The sequence below is a fragment of the Filimonas zeae genome (genome assembly GCF_014641615.1).
Classification (GTDB): Bacteria; Bacteroidota; Bacteroidia; order Chitinophagales; family Chitinophagaceae; genus Filimonas; species Filimonas zeae.
Window position 1 is genome coordinate 375,911 of record NZ_BMIB01000005.1, and the last position, 17,817, is coordinate 393,727.

Annotated in this window: 14 protein-coding genes; 9 read left to right on the forward strand and 5 right to left on the reverse strand. The window is 46.1% G+C overall.

Annotation, left to right across the window (positions count from 1 at the left end; translation table 11 throughout):
• Positions 1 to 23: 23 nt before the first annotated feature.
• The 4 genes from IEY13_RS25145 to IEY13_RS25160 are packed head-to-tail and all read right to left on the reverse strand — an operon-like array spanning position 24 to position 3,870.
• Positions 24 to 1,025: a VWA domain-containing protein gene (locus tag IEY13_RS25145; RefSeq protein ID WP_188957587.1), complete on the reverse strand. Its 1,002-nt coding sequence runs from the start codon at positions 1,023 to 1,025 to the stop codon at positions 24 to 26.
• Positions 1,006 to 2,004: a hypothetical protein gene (locus IEY13_RS25150; RefSeq protein ID WP_188957589.1), complete on the reverse strand. Its 999-nt coding sequence runs from the start codon at positions 2,002 to 2,004 to the stop codon at positions 1,006 to 1,008. Before IEY13_RS25150 ends, IEY13_RS25145 begins: the two co-directional genes overlap by 20 nt.
• Complete coding sequence (locus IEY13_RS25155) at positions 2,001 to 2,867, reverse strand: DUF58 domain-containing protein (RefSeq protein WP_188957592.1); 867 nt, start codon at positions 2,865 to 2,867, stop codon at positions 2,001 to 2,003. Before IEY13_RS25155 ends, IEY13_RS25150 begins: the two co-directional genes overlap by 4 nt.
• 4 nt (positions 2,868 to 2,871) lie before the next feature.
• A complete protein-coding gene (locus IEY13_RS25160) occupies positions 2,872 to 3,870 on the reverse strand; it encodes an AAA family ATPase (protein ID WP_188957594.1) in 999 nt (332 codons plus the stop codon).
• A 174-nt stretch (positions 3,871 to 4,044) separates the two neighbouring features.
• Here IEY13_RS25160 and ubiE point away from each other — a divergent pair, with 174 nt between their 5' ends.
• The 9 genes from ubiE (at position 4,045) to IEY13_RS25205 (ending at position 15,217) form a co-directional block, all read left to right on the forward strand.
• Entirely contained in the window at positions 4,045 to 4,833 is a 789-nt protein-coding gene (ubiE, locus tag IEY13_RS25165) for a bifunctional demethylmenaquinone methyltransferase/2-methoxy-6-polyprenyl-1,4-benzoquinol methylase UbiE (RefSeq protein ID WP_229688007.1), read from the forward strand.
• Positions 4,834 to 4,921: 88 nt separating this feature from the next.
• Positions 4,922 to 6,277, forward strand: coding sequence for an autotransporter outer membrane beta-barrel domain-containing protein (locus IEY13_RS25170; protein ID WP_188957596.1), 1,356 nt, complete (start codon positions 4,922 to 4,924; stop codon positions 6,275 to 6,277).
• A gap of 204 nt (positions 6,278 to 6,481) precedes the next feature.
• The gene (gene porT / locus IEY13_RS25175; RefSeq protein ID WP_188957598.1) at positions 6,482 to 7,321 is read left to right on the forward strand and encodes a type IX secretion/gliding motility protein PorT/SprT; all 840 of its coding nucleotides are present in this window, start codon (positions 6,482 to 6,484) and stop codon (positions 7,319 to 7,321) included.
• Between the two features lie 102 nt (positions 7,322 to 7,423).
• Complete coding sequence (locus IEY13_RS25180; protein ID WP_188957599.1) at positions 7,424 to 8,764, forward strand: dihydroorotase; 1,341 nt, start codon at positions 7,424 to 7,426, stop codon at positions 8,762 to 8,764.
• Between the two features lie 24 nt (positions 8,765 to 8,788).
• Entirely contained in the window at positions 8,789 to 10,105 is a 1,317-nt protein-coding gene (locus tag IEY13_RS25185; protein ID WP_188957601.1) for a MutS-related protein, read from the forward strand.
• A gap of 99 nt (positions 10,106 to 10,204) precedes the next feature.
• Positions 10,205 to 11,104, forward strand: a complete 900-nt coding sequence (locus IEY13_RS25190) for a TraB/GumN family protein (protein WP_188957603.1) — start codon at positions 10,205 to 10,207, stop codon at positions 11,102 to 11,104.
• Positions 11,105 to 11,309: 205 nt separating this feature from the next.
• Complete coding sequence (locus IEY13_RS25195; protein WP_188957605.1) at positions 11,310 to 12,857, forward strand: YifB family Mg chelatase-like AAA ATPase; 1,548 nt, start codon at positions 11,310 to 11,312, stop codon at positions 12,855 to 12,857.
• Between the two features lie 29 nt (positions 12,858 to 12,886).
• On the forward strand, positions 12,887 to 14,653 hold the full coding sequence (locus tag IEY13_RS25200; protein WP_188957607.1) for an ABC transporter ATP-binding protein: 1,767 nt from the start codon (positions 12,887 to 12,889) through the stop codon (positions 14,651 to 14,653).
• A gap of 30 nt (positions 14,654 to 14,683) precedes the next feature.
• Complete coding sequence (locus tag IEY13_RS25205) at positions 14,684 to 15,217, forward strand: DUF8685 domain-containing protein (protein ID WP_188957610.1); 534 nt, start codon at positions 14,684 to 14,686, stop codon at positions 15,215 to 15,217.
• 176 nt (positions 15,218 to 15,393) lie between these two features.
• Here the strand turns inward: IEY13_RS25205 and IEY13_RS25210 are convergent, their stop codons facing one another.
• Complete coding sequence (locus IEY13_RS25210) at positions 15,394 to 17,766, reverse strand: mechanosensitive ion channel family protein (RefSeq protein WP_188957612.1); 2,373 nt, start codon at positions 17,764 to 17,766, stop codon at positions 15,394 to 15,396.
• Positions 17,767 to 17,817: the final 51 nt, after the last annotated feature.

The window sequence follows — 17,817 nt, forward strand, 5'->3', positions numbered from 1 at the left end:
ATAAGTAGCGAAGTTATCAGTTACTACGGAAACTTGCGCAGAATAGCATAACGCACCACCAGTTCAATCACCAGCACAATAAGGCCGGCAATCAGTATACCGCGGTAGTTGTCGGTAAATTTGTTGAAGGTTACTACCTCTACCCTGGATTTTTCCATCAGGTTAATGCCTTCGTATACTTTCTTAAGTGCAGCTTTATCGTTTGCATGAAAATACTGGCCACCGGTAAAATCAGCCAGCTCTTTTAACAGGCCTTCGTTGTATTCCAGTTTGTTTTTCTCGGTTACCCCATTCACCACTTCCTCTACGGTATTCTCACTACCTACCCCAATGGTATACACCTTAATCTTATACAGCTTGGCCATTTCTTTGGCAATATCCGGTGGTATCACACCACCAAAATCCACCCCATCCGTCAACAGTACCACCACTTTAGATTTGGAAGCCGCCGCACGCAACCTGTCCACACTGGTGGCAAGCCCCGAACCAATGGCCGTACCTTCATCCTGCAGGTAACCGCTCTGAATGTTCTGAATCTGGTTTAAAACGGTATTGTGGTCAAGCGTAAGCGGACAAAGCGTAAAACTCTGGTTACTGAAGATGGTAATACCAATACGATCGCCCGGACGGTTGTTAACAAAGTTCACCGCCACCTCTTTTGCTGCCTCCAAACGGTTGGGCAACAGGTCACGCGCCGTCATACTACCACTGATATCAAAACACAGTACAATATCAATACCCTCGCCTTCCAGCTTCTGGGCCGAATATTTTTTCTGAGGCCGCGCCAGTGCAATCATAATCAGCAACAACGCCAGGCAACGCAAACCAAACGGCAGGTGCCGCAGGCTGGTACGCAGGCTCTTCATGTTGCTTTTATTCAAAAACTGGGTGGTGGTTATCATCATAGATGCCTGAACCCGGTTATTCGTGCGCACATAGTCCCATATAATAATAGGGATGATCAGTAAGGCCACCAATGCCAATGGGTAGGCAAACTCGATATCGCTAATCCACTTTGTCAGCATCTTTCTTTTTCTTCCTTGATTTGGTTTTTGTTCTCGTTCTGGACTGCTTGTTAATACGCTGTAGTAACTGGGCAGCGCCTTCCACAAACTCCAGCTGATCTTCAGCCGCTGCTGATGGCAGGTATTTGGCAAATTTTACCGAATCGCACATAATCAGCATATACCGGAATTCCTCTACCGTTTCTGCATCCGAAACATACTTCCTTACCAGCACCATAATTTCCTCAGAGGTACTTTGCATGGTCTGCTCCAGAAACATTTCAGACAGGTAAATACGGCAGATATCATCTACCTGGGTATAAAACTCTTTAATCTGATCGTATTGAACCGGTATTGTTTTCTTCAGTGCAGTAAACTGCTGTGTGGCACGGTACAGCGGCGAACGGCCACGTTTACGCATACGGGTAAGGTGTGCCATTTTACGGGCACGCTTCCGTACATGAATAAACCACCATAAAACATAGCCCGATACCAGCGACATTACCGCCAGCACCCCTATAAGCCACGGGTTATTGCGTAAATCAATTCCAACAATATCTTTTATCGGGTGGTATTCTTTCATGTTCGACACATCTACTGTTAGCACGTCCAGCGTAAGCAGGGATGCTTTCAGTTCGGCCGCTTTGGCCTCGCCCTGGCGCAGCACCGTTACACTTAATAGCGGCAGCTTCCACGAGCCTGAGTCGAATGAGGTAAGAACAATTTTCTGAACATACGCAATATATCCACCCTGCAATATGGTATCTATCTTGCCACGGCGCACCACCTCTATATGGTTGCCCGTGTCAGGAATGTTAAACCACGATTGCAGACTGAACAGACGTGGGTTAAAATCCTCCATTTTCAGAGTAAGTGTAACCTGATCGCCTAACAGCACTTTGTCTTTATCCAGTTCCGCCGATACATGTTGCGCCTGTACCGCCGAAAAGCAGCATAATAAGCAAACCCATAAAATGTGACCAAAAAACTTTTTTGTCATGCTCTTCTGATAAAGAATTCCTGTAACGCTTTTACGTAGTCTTCTCCTGTTGCAATTTGTAACAGGTCGCAACCCGCATCACGGAATGAGAGTTTAGCGTCCTGCTTTATGCGCAGGAACTGTTCGTTGTAACGGGTACGGGTAACCATGTCGTTGGTATCCAGCCAAACTGTCTGGCCGGTTTCCGCATCGCGCACCTGCAATATACCCATACGGGGCAATTGTTTGTCGCGACGGTCATATACCTGTATCCCGATAATATCGTGCCTCCGCGCAGCTACCCGCAATACATCGCGGTAGCCTGTATCAGCAAAATCACTCAGAATAAAAACAATGCTTTTATGCTTAGATACGTGGTTTACAAAATCAAGCGCCTTTAACAAACGCGTACTGGCCGATCTGGGTTTAAACGTCAGCAGCTCCTTTACCATATGCAACACATGGTCGCGCCCTTTACGGGGTTGCATGTATTTGTCTACCTTATCGCTGAAAGAAATAAGGCTGGCTTTGTCGTTATTGGCAATGGCAGAAAAAGCAAGTACCGCACAGATTTGTGTAATCAAATCACGCTTGGTTTCCCGGAAAGTACCAAACAAACTGCTCGCACTCACGTCTACCAGCAGGTAAACCGTCAGCTCACGCTCTTCCTCAAACAGCTTGGTAAATACACCTCCCATACGGGCCGATACGTTCCAGTCAATAAAGCGCGGGTCGTCACCGGCCTGGTACTCACGCACCTCCTTAAACTTCATACCCCTGCCCTTGAATGCCGTATGGTACTCACCGGCAAACATATGGTCGGTTAAACGCTTACTCTTTATTTCCAGCGTACGTACTTTCTTAATTACTTCTGCAGATGTCATGGCACTATGGTACTTGTACTACTCTAATAATTTCATCCACCAGTTGCTCCGATTTAATGTTTTCCGCCTCAGCCTCATAGGTAACACCTATCCTGTGGCGTAATACATCTCTGGAGATAGCTTTTACATCATCCGGTATTACAAAACCTCTTTTATTCATAAACGCCTGCGACTTGGCAGCCAGCGCCAGCGAAATACTGGCACGTGGAGAACCACCAAAGCTGATAAAGCGCTTCAGTTTGTTCAGTCCGTACTGATCGGGGAAGCGGGTAGCAAACACAAGATCCACAATATATTGCTCAATCTTCTCGTCCATGTATACCTGGCGGGCCAGGTCACGGCCTTTCACCAGCTCTTCCATCCGCACCACAGGGTTAATCTTGGGGCCTTTCAGTCCCAGCACCTGTGAACGCACAATCATTTGCTCTTCCTTCTTGTCAGGATAACCTACCTGAATTTTCAGCATAAAGCGGTCCACCTGGGCTTCCGGTAACGCATAGGTACCTTCCTGCTCCTGCGGGTTCTGGGTAGCCAGTACCAAAAACGGATCGTCCAGCGGGTAAGTGTGCTCACCAATGGTTACCTGGCGCTCCTGCATCGCTTCCAGCAACGCACTCTGCACCTTGGCAGGGGCACGGTTAATTTCATCCGCCAGTACAAAGTTGGCAAACACGGGGCCCTTACGAACCACAAACTCGCCTCTTTGCTGGTTATAAATCATGGTACCTACCACGTCGGCAGGTAACAAATCCGGTGTAAACTGAATACGGCTGAAATGCGCATGTACAGCCTGAGACAGTGATTTAATGGTAAGGGTTTTAGCAAGGCCCGGTACGCCTTCCAGCAGTACGTGGCCATTACTTAATACTCCAATCAACAGGCGGTCAACCATATAAGACTGACCCACAACCACTTTACTCATCTCCGCCTTCAGTACGTCAATAAAGCCGGCAGCATATTGTATTTGCTCGTTCAACCTGCGAATATCTTCTCCTGTATGCATTCCTTTTTTTTGTGCTGTGAATGTACGATGTAAACCAGTGTGTTTTACAAGGCAGGAAACCACTGTTTTTCTTCCGTTTCGGAGAATAGGTAGGGTTTCAAACCGCGTAATTACGAAAAATATAATTGACAACCGCCATATACCCCTAAAACAAGGGGAAAACAATTCATAAAAATGATAACTATTTCATCATTCGGCAATTATGTATCTTCGCACCCTATGGCAAAGTTTGCGCACGACGGGGTAGTTCCCTACCAGAACAGTGAGTTGGAAAAAAAACAGCAGGTAGCCGAAATGTTCAACAACATTGCCGGCCGGTACGATTTCATGAACCGCTTTCTCAGCGCAGGCATTGACGTTAAATGGCGCAAAAAGGCCATTAACCTGCTAAAACCCTTGCGACCGCAACAGGTACTGGACGTGGCCACAGGAACAGGTGATTTTGCCATTATGGCCCACAAACTGCTGCATCCCGAAAAAATTACCGGTATAGACATTTCTGAAGGCATGCTGGCCGTAGGAAAGGAAAAAATTAAAAAACTGGGTTTAAGTCAGTTGATAGACCTGCAGAAGGGCGACAGCGAAACCATTCACTTCCCGGATAATTCATTCGATGCCATTACAGTAGCTTTTGGCGTACGTAATTTTCAGAACCTGGAAAAAGGCCTCAGCGAAATGCTGCGAGTACTAAAACCCGGTGGCAAACTGGTGGTACTGGAATTTTCCCGCCCCAACAAGCCGGTGTTTAAAACCGTGTACAATATATATATGAACATACTGGCCCCAGGCATTGGTAAAATGCTGGCTAAAAACCGGGAAGCTTATCAGTATCTGAACGATTCTATGCAAACCTTTCCGGAAAGAGATCAGTTTACACAGATTATGCAGGGCGTGGGTTATACAGATACCAGCTTTAACCCGCTTACCATGGGCATCTGCTGTATTTATAGCGGTACTAAATAATATATTCTGTAAATAACTTTCAACAGCCCCATTTGGGGCTGTTGTCATTTATACCTTTGTATATATTTCAACTTCAAACCTTTAAAAAATGAAAAAGAAGCACGGCCTGTTGGTAATAGGTCTTTTTTGCAATCAATGGCTGTTAGCTCAGGACTTACAAACTGTTACAAACAATGGCGCCACCACCACCAATGCACTCAAAATAACAGGAGCAGTAAACATACCCAATGGGCTGGGCCTTGAATTGTATTATACCAATTCCACCTCTGTTATTACCTCCAATGACCGCACTAACGGCAATTATTATCCCATGGGATTTTATGCTTCAAAATTTTATTTTAGTGATGGAAGTGTAGGGGTGGGTACATTATCTCCTACTTCTAAACTGGATGTAAACGGCCTTATAACCAGCACCGGCAACTCTACTGCAGGCATGACACCCGTCACCAACATATCTGCGCTCAGTGGTTACAAGATTTCCGGCAACATAGCAAACCTGGCACAGAATGGCATCACCTTTACCAGCGGATTTGGTGGCGGAGCAGCAATCGGCTTTTACAGAGGCAGTTCCTATAACACAGGCATCGACTTTTATACCAATACCACGGCCAATGCATCAGCAGGAGGTATGATACATAGAATGCGGCTGAATGAACAGGGCAATCTTGGTCTGGGTACAACTACACCAGTTTACAAAATACATTCGTACGCAGCTGCCAATACAACTATCGCTTCTGCACTTATTGCCGGAGAGTACTTCGGACCGATAATAGGTGTAAAAAGCAGCACCAGTAGCTACTATGCGCTAAACGTTGTTAACAATCTCCTTCAACCCGAAGTAAATGGACAGGGAACTTCTCTCCTATACGTACGTGCCGACGGCAATGTAGGTATAGGCACCTCTACTCCTGCTAATAAGTTATATGTAAATGGCAATATGGGTATCAGCGGGCCTATTTACATGCCTGGCGGCACCTTATATTCAGATGTAAACAATATGGCAAGCCTCCATAATGGAGGATTTGTATGGGCCAATACCGCCAATACTACAAGCAAAATGGTACTTGGATCAGACGCCACACTTAGTCTGTATGGTAATATGTATATAGGCACAACCAATAATCAAAAAGATCTGAATGTAAACGGAAAAATCAAAACCCGTAAAGTCACAGTCACCCAAACTAACTGGCCCGATTACGTATTCGATTCCTCCTACCAATTGAAACCGCTGCATCAGGTAGAAAAATTCATCACCGCCAATAAACACCTGCCAGAGGTACCCTCAGCTGCAACCGTAGCCAAAGAAGGGATAGACCTGGGCGATAACCAGGTAGTTCTACTCAAAAAAATAGAAGAACTTACCCTCTACATTATCCAGCAAAACAAAAGAATAGAGAGCCTGGAACAGCAAATGCAAACTATGAAAGCAGGCAGCAAACAATAATTCACGGATTCTATAGCAACAGGTCTTGCTGCAAAGCAGGGCCTGTTATTTCCCTCCTCCGGACATATAAGCCAGTCCCATCCACAACAATCTGCTTTTCATAGAGATTTTACAGGCTAATTCCGTTTTAAAGCGCTACTTTGTAAAGCCCTTTGACAATATTTTCTTTAAAAAACACGTTTGTTATCAGTCATATATTTGCGAATGGCCAGAACTCTGAAAAAAAGGAAATTGTTATTCTCAGACTATCACTCTAACCCGGCTATAAGAACTGATAAGGCTTATCAGCTTTCTGTAGTAAAGCCATCCGCACTGCGGAAGCACCTCACCTGTCTGCTGGCCGGCGCTGTTCTGATGATACTTTCCACCACCACAGCCAAAGCCCAATTCTGGATACGCGAGGGTTTAAACAGACCCGATCACGACAGTTACCTCTATTATTTTGGTATCAGCCTGGCCTATAACAGTTCTTATCTCCATACTTCTAAAAACCCCCGTTTTCTCGAAAACGACAGTATACAGGTAGCCAACCCTGGTGCCAAGGGAGGTATAGCCCTCGGTTTGCTGGCCACCCTGCAAATGACGCACCGCTGGCACCTGCGCGCCAACCCGCAACTGGTTATCGGCGGCTCCAAATACTTTACCTATACGCTTAAAAATCCGGCTTTTGGCGAGCAGATTACCGAAACCCGGTCTATGCCTTCTACCATTGTAAGCCTGCCCATTCATTTTAAGTTTAACTCAGACCGTATTAATAATTTCAGAACCTATATGCTGGGCGGTATTAAATACGATATTGACCTGGCCAGCAACAGTGCTGCCCGTAACGCAGAAAACCTGGTAAAACTGAAGAAATACGATTTTGGTTTGGAAGCGGGCATTGGTTTTAACTTCTATCTCCGTTTTGTAACCGTATCGCCCGAAATAAAATTCAGTTACGGCCTCACTAATGTTCACTCACGCGATCCCGGTCTTAAATACTCCAGCGTGTTCGATAAACTGCAATCCCGCATGATCTTTATTACCCTGAATCTGGAAGATTAACCGCCGTGTTCAAATTCAAAAACCAAAATTCAAAAATCATAAAAGCCCGGTTTTTACTTTTGAATTTTTACTTTTGAATTTTGCTATTTGAATTTGTACAATATGAACTACCTGATCAGGAATACAAGCATCGTCAACGAAGGAAACACTATCCAGGGCGACGTATTCATTAAAAACGGAAGAATTGAAAAAGTAGGCGGCACTATTGAAGTGCAGGAAGCCGTAACCGAAATAGACGGCACAGGCCTGCACCTGCTTCCCGGCGCTATTGACGATCAGGTACACTTTCGCGAGCCCGGCCTTACCCATAAAGCCAATATCTATACAGAAGCCAAAGCGGCTGTAGCAGGTGGCGTAACCAGTTTTATGGAAATGCCCAATACCAAACCACCCGTGTTTAGCCAGGAACTGCTGGAGCAGAAGTACGATATAGGCGCACAAACCTCACTGGCCAACTACTCCTTTTTTATGGGAACTGCCAACGATAATATAGAAGAGGTATTACGTACCAACGAAAAGAAAGACCGTGTATGTGGTGTAAAAATATTCATGGGCAGCAGCACCGGCAACCTGCTGGTAGATAATCCGCTGATGCTGGAAAAAGTATTCGGTGGCACCGAACTGCTCATAGCTACCCACTGCGAAGATGAAGCCATTATCAAACGCAATCTGGAAGCCCGCAAACAGCAGAAACCGGTACTGGATGCCAGTGACCACCCCATTATCCGGGATGAAGAGGCCTGCTTCGAATCTTCTTTCCGCGCCATTCAGTTTGCCAAAAAGCACAACAGCCGACTGCACATTCTTCATATCACCACCGAAAAAGAACTACAGCTGTTTACCAACATGGTGCCTCTGGCCGATAAACGCATTACTGCCGAAGTATGTGTGCATCACCTGCACTTTACCAGTGATGATTACGCAGCATTGGGCAATAAAATAAAGTGTAACCCGGCCATTAAAGCCCCTTTTAACCGCGAAGCGCTGTGGAAAGGCCTGCTGGATGACCGGCTGGATGTAATTGCCACCGACCATGCCCCACATACCATAGAAGAAAAAAATGAAGCCTACGAGCATGCCCACGCCGGCCTGCCGCTGGTACAGCACTCCCTGCTTACTATGTTATATTATGTACAGCAAGGCAGAATTACCATTGAAAAAGTAGTGGAGAAAATGAGCCATGCCGTAGCCACTTGCTTTAGCATTAAAGAAAGAGGCTTTATACGCGAAGGCTACTATGCCGATCTGGTACTGGTAAACCTGAACCAACCCTATACCGTAAACACCGGTAACATACTGTATAAATGCGGCTGGAGCCCCTTTGAAGGCTTTACCTACCCCGCTTCTGTTACACATACTTTTGTAAACGGTCGTCTGGTTTATGGAAATGGTACGTTTGATGAATCTAACAGAGGAATGAGGCTTAGCTTTAACAGAGATTAATCAGACTGAAAAACCAACTATTGCATGCAGGCAGACAAAACTACCCTTACCGACCTGTCTATTTTTCACGCGGAGGAAGAGCAATCTGTATTTCATTTTATTGATTTTACGCGCACCATTGGTGGCAGAGATACCTTGCACCATATGCTCGCGCATCCGCTTTCCAGCCGTGAGGAAATAACAGCTACCCAGCAGGTACTGAAACAATTGATTAAAGTGCATGCGCTGTGGCCCGAAAAAATATCTAACGGAACGGTAATGGTAATAGAACGGTTTTACGAAACCGCGGTTACAGATATTCCTGCAGGCGCCAATGGTATAAATGCCTTCATGTATAAGCTGGTGAACGGGCCGGATTATTCCATTATCAAATACTCGGTTACACATTGCATAGACTTTCTGCAGGGCCTGCGTTTAATACAGGCCCTGTTTACCAATGCTGCTATTCCTCCCATGCTCGACAAGCATTTTCAGCGTATTAACAAGCTGCTGGATATGCCTGTGGTGCAAAAAATGCTGAAGGAAGATACCAAACAACCACAGCCTCCTGCCAAAGTACTGGAATATGGCCGTTTTCTGCGCCTGCACTTTAAACAACCGCTTTTAGAACTGCTGGATATTTACCATACGCTGGATGCCTGGTATGGCATGGCCATGGCCTGCGTAAACCACGGTTTGCAGTTTCCGGAGTTTATGGAGCAGGAGCAGCCGTTACTGGAGGCTACTAACCTGTACCACCCTTTATTGAAAACACCGGTAGCGTATTCCGTAGCCCTTACACCCGATAAAAACTTCCTGTTTTTAACCGGCGCCAACATGGGCGGCAAAAGTACCTTTATTAAAGCTGTAGGTGTTGCCACCTATCTGGCACACGTAGGCATGGGCGTACCTGCCGAAAACATGCAGCTTACCCTGTTTCACGGCCTGCTCAGCAATATTCAGATGGCTGATAACATTATTAAAGGCGAAAGCTATTTCTATAACGAAGTACAACGCATCCGTAAAACCATCGAAAAAATAAACGATGGCAAAAAATGGCTGATACTTATTGACGAACTGTTTAAAGGTACCAATGTACAGGATGCCATGAAATGCAGTACCGCCGTAGTGGAAGGGCTGCGCAAGATGAAGAACACGCTGTTTATCCTCTCCACCCACCTATACGAAATAGGAGAAAGCCTGCAACAGTACCCCAATATCCTGTTCCGCTATTTTGAAACCAGTATTCAGAACGAACAGCTGGTGTTCAGCTACCAACTGCGGGAAGGCATAAGCAACGACCGCCTCGGCTATCTGATCCTAAAAAAAGAAGGCGTAGTAGATATGCTGCATCAATTATAGCAGCTCACAATTCCTGCATCCGCATTCCGGGATAAAAATATTTTATCCATTAGTGTAATCTTCTGCAACGCAGCTATACTAATGGATAAAATACCTATCATGAGAAACTATAGCTATCTGAAAGCCACAATACTCTGTCTGGCCCTGTTAGTTACCGGCATTAAAGCCACGCGTGCACAACAACAAACAGGGCTGCTATGGGAAATTACCGGCAACGATTTAAAACAGCCCGCCTGGTTATTCGGTACCGTTCATATGTTCGATACCACTATGTATCAGTTACCACAAGCACCTTTTGAGCTACTGCCTAAGGTAGATAAGGTATACTTTGAAATGGATTTTTCAAAGCTGAACCCTGCTGAAATGATGGCTGCTATGATGATAACAGATACCACACAATATCTGAACAAACTGCTGGATACCCCTTCTTTAAACAGACTGAAAGCATTAGGAACATCCTCACCCATGATAAAAATGATGGGCGATAAAATATATGCTATCAAACCATTGTTATTAATATCTATGCTTACCTCCAGCGCCACCCAGGCCACCATGGTAGATCTGGAAATATTTAAAGTAGCGATGGCACAACAAAAACCTGTAGGCGGCCTGGAAACTACCAAAGACCAGATGGCAGCGATAGATCAGGTACCTATTACCAGACAGGCAGAAATGATGAAAAAATATTTTAACCATAGTAAATCACTCAACCAGCAGGTAAGCGAACTCACAGCCGTATATGCAAAACAGCATATTAACGACCTTATGACTCAGGTAAATGATAATATGCCTGTAGATGCCAGCTTTGACGAAGCCATACGCCTGAAAAGGAATGAAACTATGACCAATAAAATAGACTCCATACTCCGTACCGAACACCCGCTTATTGCAGTAGGAGGCGGACACCTGGGCAACAGCGACGGACTGATAGCCTTATTAGAGAAAAAGGGATATCAACTGAAAAGTATTCCCTTCACCTTTCAAAAGGCGCATAAGTAACCAAACGCCATCCATGTACCATGCCTGCGGCATTGCTGCATAGATGGTGCATGGATACTGCATGGATGGAGCATACATAAAGCATAGATATTGCATAGGGAGTACATGAGATATGTATGAAATAGCGTTTTAAGGTACCACGGCACCAATTTTAAGCCACACTGCACCGCTAATTCCCTATATTCATCTCTTAATCCGTCTCCTTATGCTGGTAAAAACCTATGGAAGCGCCGTGTATGGCGTGGACGCAATCACTATTACCATAGAGGTGAATGTGAGCGCAGGTTTAAAATATTTTATTGTAGGCTTGCCCGACAACGCCGTAAAAGAAAGCTTGCAGCGTATTGAAAGCGCCATTAAAAACAATGGCCTGTACATGCCACGCACCAAGCTGGTAGTAAACATGGCTCCGGCCGATATTAAAAAGAGCGGCAGCGCCTTTGACCTCCCCATTGCATTAGGCATACTTGGCGCAACTGACCAGTTAACGCATCCTGAAAAGCTACAGCAATACATTATCATGGGCGAATTAAGCCTGGATGGACATATCCAGCCCCTGAAAGGCGCACTTTCTATTGCCATGCAGGCCAAACGGGAAGGCTTTAAAGGCCTCATCTTCCCCTCAGCCAACGCACGGGAAGCAGCGATGGTAGAAGGATTAGAGGTATACGGTGTTGACCATTTGTCGCAGGTAGTGCAAATGCTGAAAGGGGAAACCCGGCTTACGCCTGTTTTCGCCAATGCAGCAGAAGAGTTCAACATAGCACCAGGCATAGGAGATATTGATTTCAGTGAAGTAAAAGGGCAGGAAAATATTAAACGTGCCCTGGAAATAGCCGCCGCCGGTGGCCATAACGCGCTGCTGATAGGCCCACCCGGTGCAGGCAAAACCATGCTGGCTAAACGCCTGCCCGGCATTCTGCCCCCCTTTAGCCTACAGGAAGCCCTGGAAACCACCAAAATACACAGTGTGGCAGGTAAACTGCCTGCCCATACCGCCCTTATTCAGCAACGCCCTTTCCGCTCCCCGCACCACACTATCAGTGATGTGGCGCTGGTAGGCGGCGGTGCCTCTCCACAGCCCGGCGAAATATCACTGGCCCACAACGGCGTATTATTTTTAGATGAACTTCCGGAGTTTAAAAGGTCGGTACTGGAGGTAATGCGACAGCCTATGGAAGAACGGAAAGTGACTATTTCCAGGGCACGCACTGCACTGGATTTCCCGGCTGGTTTTATGCTGATTGCCAGTATGAACCCCTGCCCCTGTGGCTTTTATAACCATCCGGAGAAGGAATGCGCCTGCGCACCCGGCAAAGTGCAGCAGTACCTGAATAAAATTTCCGGCCCACTGCTGGATCGTATTGATCTGCATGTGGAAGTAACCCCTGTAGCCTTTACACAGCTCAACAGCACCGATCTTCCGCGCGCAGACTCTTCCGCCACTATCCGCGAAAGAGTTATCCGCGCCCGTAATATTCAGGCAGAACGCTACCGGCAATATCCCGGCACCCATGCCAACGCCCAGATCAGCAGTAAACTGCTGCGCGAATACTGTACGCCCGATGCTACTGGAGCCGCACTGCTAAAAACCGCCATGAGCCGCCTTAACCTCAGCGCACGGGCCTACGACCGCATACTAAAAGTAAGCCGTACCATCGCCGATCTGGAAGGCAGTACACAGGTACTTTCTGCCCATATTGCCGAGGCCATCCAGTACCGCAGCCTGGACCGGGAAGCATGGGGTAACTAAAAGTATCTAACTAGTATGTAACTTGCGCTATGCGAACTTTATTATTGTACCTCAGACCTTATAAATGGCTGGTATTCTGGGCGCTTTTACTCGCCACCATCAACCAGACCTTCTCTTTGCTCGACCCGCTTATTTTTGGAAAAATCATTGACCGCTTTGCCCGCCACCCGCACACTACAGAAGAAAAGGGTGGACTGATCCGTGATCAATCGTCCTACATCCACGGCGTTATTATACTACTGCTGGCCAGTATGGGTGTAGCCATGGTATCACGAATTGCCAAAGCCTTCCAGGATTATGTGGTAAACGTGGTAATTCAGAAATTTGGCGCAAAAATCTTCACCGACGGATTAAAACATTCGTTAAAACTTCCCTTTCAGGATTTTGAAGATCAGCGCAGCGGCGAAACGCTCAGTATTCTTACCAAGGTAAGAACCGACACCGAAAAATTCATCACCAGCTTTATCAACGTGTTTTTTGGTATTGTGGTGGGCGTAGTGTTCGTAACCGTTTATGCATTCAGTATTCACTGGTCTATTATCCCCACGTACTTTGCCGGCATTCTGCTGCTGTCCTGGCTTACCAGCCTGTTAAGCCGCAAAATCAAGGTAATTCAAAAGACCATTGTAAACGAAACCACTGCACTGGCCGGAAGTACCACCGAAAGTCTGCGGAACATTGAACTGGTAAAAAGCCTGGGGCTGAGCGAGCAGGAAATCAGCCGCCTCAATAACAACACCTTTAAAATACTGGGGCTGGAACTGAAAAAGGTAAAAAGCATCCGTACCATCAGCTTTATTCAGGGCACGTTTGTAAATACCCTGCGGCAGGTAATTCTGTTTCTGCTGTTATACCTGGTATTTCGCGATAAGGTATCTGTAGGCCAGCTGTTTACCATGCAGCTGTATTCCTTCTTCATCTTTGGCCCGCTACAGGAAATAGGCAACATCATTATGTCGTACAGAGAAGCAGAAGCCTCTCTGAATAATTTCCATACGCTTATGCAAAGGCCGGTAGAACCTAAGCCTACGGTTCCCACTCCTGTAGGCAGTATTGAAACCCTGGCATTTGAAAGCGTATCTTTCAAACACCAGACAGCCAATTACAAAGCCATCGACAACATTAGTTTCCACGCCAGCAAAGGTGAAACCATTGCCTTTGTAGGTCCTTCCGGCTCTGGTAAAAGCACACTGGTAAAACTGCTGGTAGGTTTATATGTTCCGCAAACTGGTAAACTGCTTTACAATAATACCGACTCGCACGATATATACTTTGATGCCCTGCGCGAACAGATTGGTTTTGTAACACAGGATACCCAGTTATTCGCCGGTACAATCCGCGAAAACCTGTTGTTTGTTAAGCCTTCTGCCAGTGATGAGCATTTAACCGATGTACTGAACAAAGCCAGTTGCGGCCCCCTGTTACAACGTGCAGAAAAAGGGTTGGAAACCATGCTGGGCGAAGGTGGCCTGAAACTGAGTGGTGGTGAAAAACAAAGGCTGAGCATTGCCCGCAGTTTACTACGCAACCCGCGCCTGCTGATTTTTGATGAAGCTACTTCCGCATTAGACTCTATAACAGAAGAAGAGATTACCTCTACCATCAAAGAGATCTCCGCCAAAAAAGAACAGATCACCGTACTCATTGCACACCGGTTAAGCACCATTATGCATGCCGATCGCATTTATGTGCTGGAGAAAGGGCAGGTAGCAGAAACAGGTACGCACGAAAGTCTGTTGCAGGAAAAAGGACTTTATTACGCAATGTGGCGTCAGCAGATAGGCGAAAGAAAATAATATATTCTCAAAGCATAAATTGTAAGCTGTATGGATAATCTACTGGGCGTAGGCTCCCGTGTACAACACCCCTCCTTTGGGGCAGGTGTGGTAATTCATGTTCATAAAAGAGTATACGATATCTGTTTTATTGAGCAGGGTATTAAACAGGTTAAAAAGGAAGAGAACCTGGAAGTAATTGAAAGGATCGATCCTGAGTACAACGTTAGTTTTAACGAAGCGGAAGAAGCGCTGATTAAAATTCTCCGCACCTGGAGTGATGTAACAGAAATAGTCCCCCTGGGTGAAAAATGGAAGAACGGATTAATGATTCTGCGCCCCGGTGATGACAGCCTGAAAGACAAAGAAATACCCGTTGACGTGTTCTTTCATAAAATAGTAATGTTGCGCGATCGCCTGCGTGTAATGGAACAACGCATTAACGCACACACCGTGCTTACAGATGAAGACAAGTTTAGCCTGCAACAATACATCACCCGTATCTACGGCTCCCTCACCACCTTCAACGTACTGTTTAAACACAAAACAGACAACTTTGAAGGCGAGAAAGGAAAGGGAGATTAATCCCAGTTCATTTGCAACATTCATCGAGCGTTGACTGCAACGCTTAAAAACATACAAAAAAAAGGGCTGTATCAGTTTCTTTTATTCATAAAAATCCCCCTGATAGTATCTCACTTTCAGGGGGATTTTTATGATGATACACTTGTTTTTTTCGCCATCAGCGTACAGAAAAATAACTATTTCAACTCCAGCCCCTGTGCCGAAACCGCCTGATACAACAGAAAATGCGCAGAACTTTTTGCCAGTTCCGCCTTCTGAACTTCTGCACACCAGAAGTATACTTTCAGGCTCATCTCCCCACTCTTCATTTTTTCAAACAACACCACAGGCGTTTTTTGCTGTAAGGTAAACGGCGAAGTTGTTACTGCATCGGCAATCAGCTTCTCCAATCTTTCTTTGTCATCCGTACCTGCAATGGTTAGCGATAAATCCAGCCGTTTATAATTGTTGCTGAATGTCCAGTTGGTAATCTGTTGCGACAATATATCGCCATTAGGAATAATCACCTCTGCCCCATCTGCTGTAAACAGCGTACTGCTACGCAATCCTATCTCTTTAACCTTGCCCGATTTGGTACCTATATCTACAGAATCGCCAATCTGCAGCGGCCGGTCGAATATGAGAATAATGCCCGATACAAAGTTGTTTACAATATTCTGTAAGCCCATACCAATACCCACGCCCAGGGCACCCAGTACAATGGTAATTTTATCTACCGGTAGCCCCGAAGCCGCTACGGCCAGCAGGTAACCTGCCGTAATCAGCACCAGCTTGGTAATCAACAGGCGCGACCGTTGCCCTTTTGCACCCTCCTCCTCTTCATCATCTACCGCACCCATAAAGTAGCCGATATAGCGCTGTAACATGTGCGCCAGCATAATAATCAGGAAGAACAACACCACACTGCCAAAGGAGAAAGTTACGCTGCCTATGCTCCGGGTGGTTGCCAGAAAGCGGCCAATGCCCTGCGATAAAGGCGCATACATATTCATGTTGGTGGTAAAACCAATCATCCATACCAGCACCGTCATAGCCATCAGCGGCTTTTGAAACCCGGCTGTTACCACTGCCCCATCAAAACCTTTCTGTATACCCTGCCTCACCCGGCTGCCATGCACCTGTAACAGAATACCTTCTGTAAGCACTGTAAAACATGCCGAAAGGCCCAGCGCCTGGGTAAAGGAAAAAATGGCAGTAGTAGCAAACACGTGCGACAGGGTAACCCTGCCATAAGCATTAAATAGAATGGCCAGCGCATTCAGCAGCAGGTTAATAACCAATGCTGTTTTTATAAATCGCTTTAGTGCTGTTTGCTCCGGCAACCTTTTCAGAAAAACCAGCCAGGCGGCTATAGAAGCACCACACAGTACAATAAAGGTATACCGTCGTAATAAGGTAGGCGTGGTAGTATGCCCTACCCAGGCAAACAACACAAACAGCACCACCACACTCAGCCATGTTTTAAACAGCGGGCGCGGCCATTGCCTGTAAAAAATAAATGTAAGGGCTATTAACAAAAAAAACTGCATCGACTCCACATAAGCAGCCGGTGCATTCATATCAAACAAAGGCGCTATGCTAAACATCAGCACAAAAGCAGCTGCTATAGGCTGCATAGCCAGGTAGTAAATATGATAATGCTTCAGTGTATGTGCCATTCCATTTTTACGTATCACCCGCAGGTTATAGGTAATCCACCAGAAAAAAAACGCGCCAAATAACAATAGCAGCAACCGTTTGCCACCCACCTCTTTCAGGTAATAGCTCAGTGCTTTCTTTTCATCACCGGTCTGGGTAGCAGATGTTCTGGCTTTTATAGCAGCTGCGGCTTTGGCAGCTTTACCTGACTCCCATAAAAACGGCACTTCTTTGCTGAACGATTTTATGCCCGTCATCCGCAAACGCTCTTCTACCTTATTACTCAGTTCCGAGCAGGTAATCTGCAATGCAGAGGTCTGCATTTTCAGCTGGTTAATATAAGTAAGGCTGGCTTTCAGCACACTGTCGGCACCACGCCGCTTGCTGCGCAATCCTCTTAACTGTTCCAGAAAAGGCAGACGGGCTACAGAATCGCGCACCAGCTTGCGCAGTGTGGTATCGCGCATCAGCTTACGCAGTTCCTCCTTTAACACCTCCATCTCTTTACCTGCAGCAGTTATCTCCTGTTCGCTTTCCAGAATATCGGCCTGCACGTTTTTTAACAGAATACTGAACATTTGCAGGTTACGCACATCCAGGGTATTACCCACTGTGTTTACCACACGGCCCACCACCCGCAGGGCGCTGTCGCTGTCGTTCAGCTGGTCCTTCAGTTCATATATTTCATGCCGCAGCTTACCCATGCCCATTACATGGTTAAAAGCCTGGTAGGCATCTTCAATATGCATCATGTAATCTCCGGATGTAAGCTTGCCGGAATCGGCAAAAATAGATTCGGCTGCAAAGCCATTGCGTCTGAAGCGACTGGTGTCTTGCTGGGCCTGTGCTATACTACACGCAAACAGGCCAACTGCCAGCAATAGCAGGTAGCGTAAAAAGGGGTATGTCATAAATGAGGTTTACTAATATATTCAGCGAATATATTTACAGTAAGGCTTATA

Bases quoted from the DNA above. Each gene is read 5' to 3' on its own strand.
- IEY13_RS25145 (WP_188957587.1), bottom strand. From the start codon at position 1,025: ATGCTGACAAAGTGGATTAGCGATATCGAGTTTGCCTACCCATTGGCA.
- IEY13_RS25150 (WP_188957589.1), bottom strand. From the start codon at position 2,004: ATGACAAAAAAGTTTTTTGGTCACATTTTATGGGTTTGCTTATTATGC.
- IEY13_RS25155 (WP_188957592.1), bottom strand. From the start codon at position 2,867: ATGACATCTGCAGAAGTAATTAAGAAAGTACGTACGCTGGAAATAAAG.
- IEY13_RS25160 (WP_188957594.1), bottom strand. From the start codon at position 3,870: ATGCATACAGGAGAAGATATTCGCAGGTTGAACGAGCAAATACAATAT.
- ubiE (WP_229688007.1), top strand. From the start codon at position 4,045: ATGATAACTATTTCATCATTCGGCAATTATGTATCTTCGCACCCTATG.
- IEY13_RS25170 (WP_188957596.1), top strand. From the start codon at position 4,922: ATGAAAAAGAAGCACGGCCTGTTGGTAATAGGTCTTTTTTGCAATCAA.
- porT (WP_188957598.1), top strand. From the start codon at position 6,482: ATGGCCAGAACTCTGAAAAAAAGGAAATTGTTATTCTCAGACTATCAC.
- IEY13_RS25180 (WP_188957599.1), top strand. From the start codon at position 7,424: ATGAACTACCTGATCAGGAATACAAGCATCGTCAACGAAGGAAACACT.
- IEY13_RS25185 (WP_188957601.1), top strand. From the start codon at position 8,789: ATGCAGGCAGACAAAACTACCCTTACCGACCTGTCTATTTTTCACGCG.
- IEY13_RS25190 (WP_188957603.1), top strand. From the start codon at position 10,205: ATGAGAAACTATAGCTATCTGAAAGCCACAATACTCTGTCTGGCCCTG.
- IEY13_RS25195 (WP_188957605.1), top strand. From the start codon at position 11,310: ATGCTGGTAAAAACCTATGGAAGCGCCGTGTATGGCGTGGACGCAATC.
- IEY13_RS25200 (WP_188957607.1), top strand. From the start codon at position 12,887: ATGCGAACTTTATTATTGTACCTCAGACCTTATAAATGGCTGGTATTC.
- IEY13_RS25205 (WP_188957610.1), top strand. From the start codon at position 14,684: ATGGATAATCTACTGGGCGTAGGCTCCCGTGTACAACACCCCTCCTTT.
- IEY13_RS25210 (WP_188957612.1), bottom strand. From the start codon at position 17,766: ATGACATACCCCTTTTTACGCTACCTGCTATTGCTGGCAGTTGGCCTG.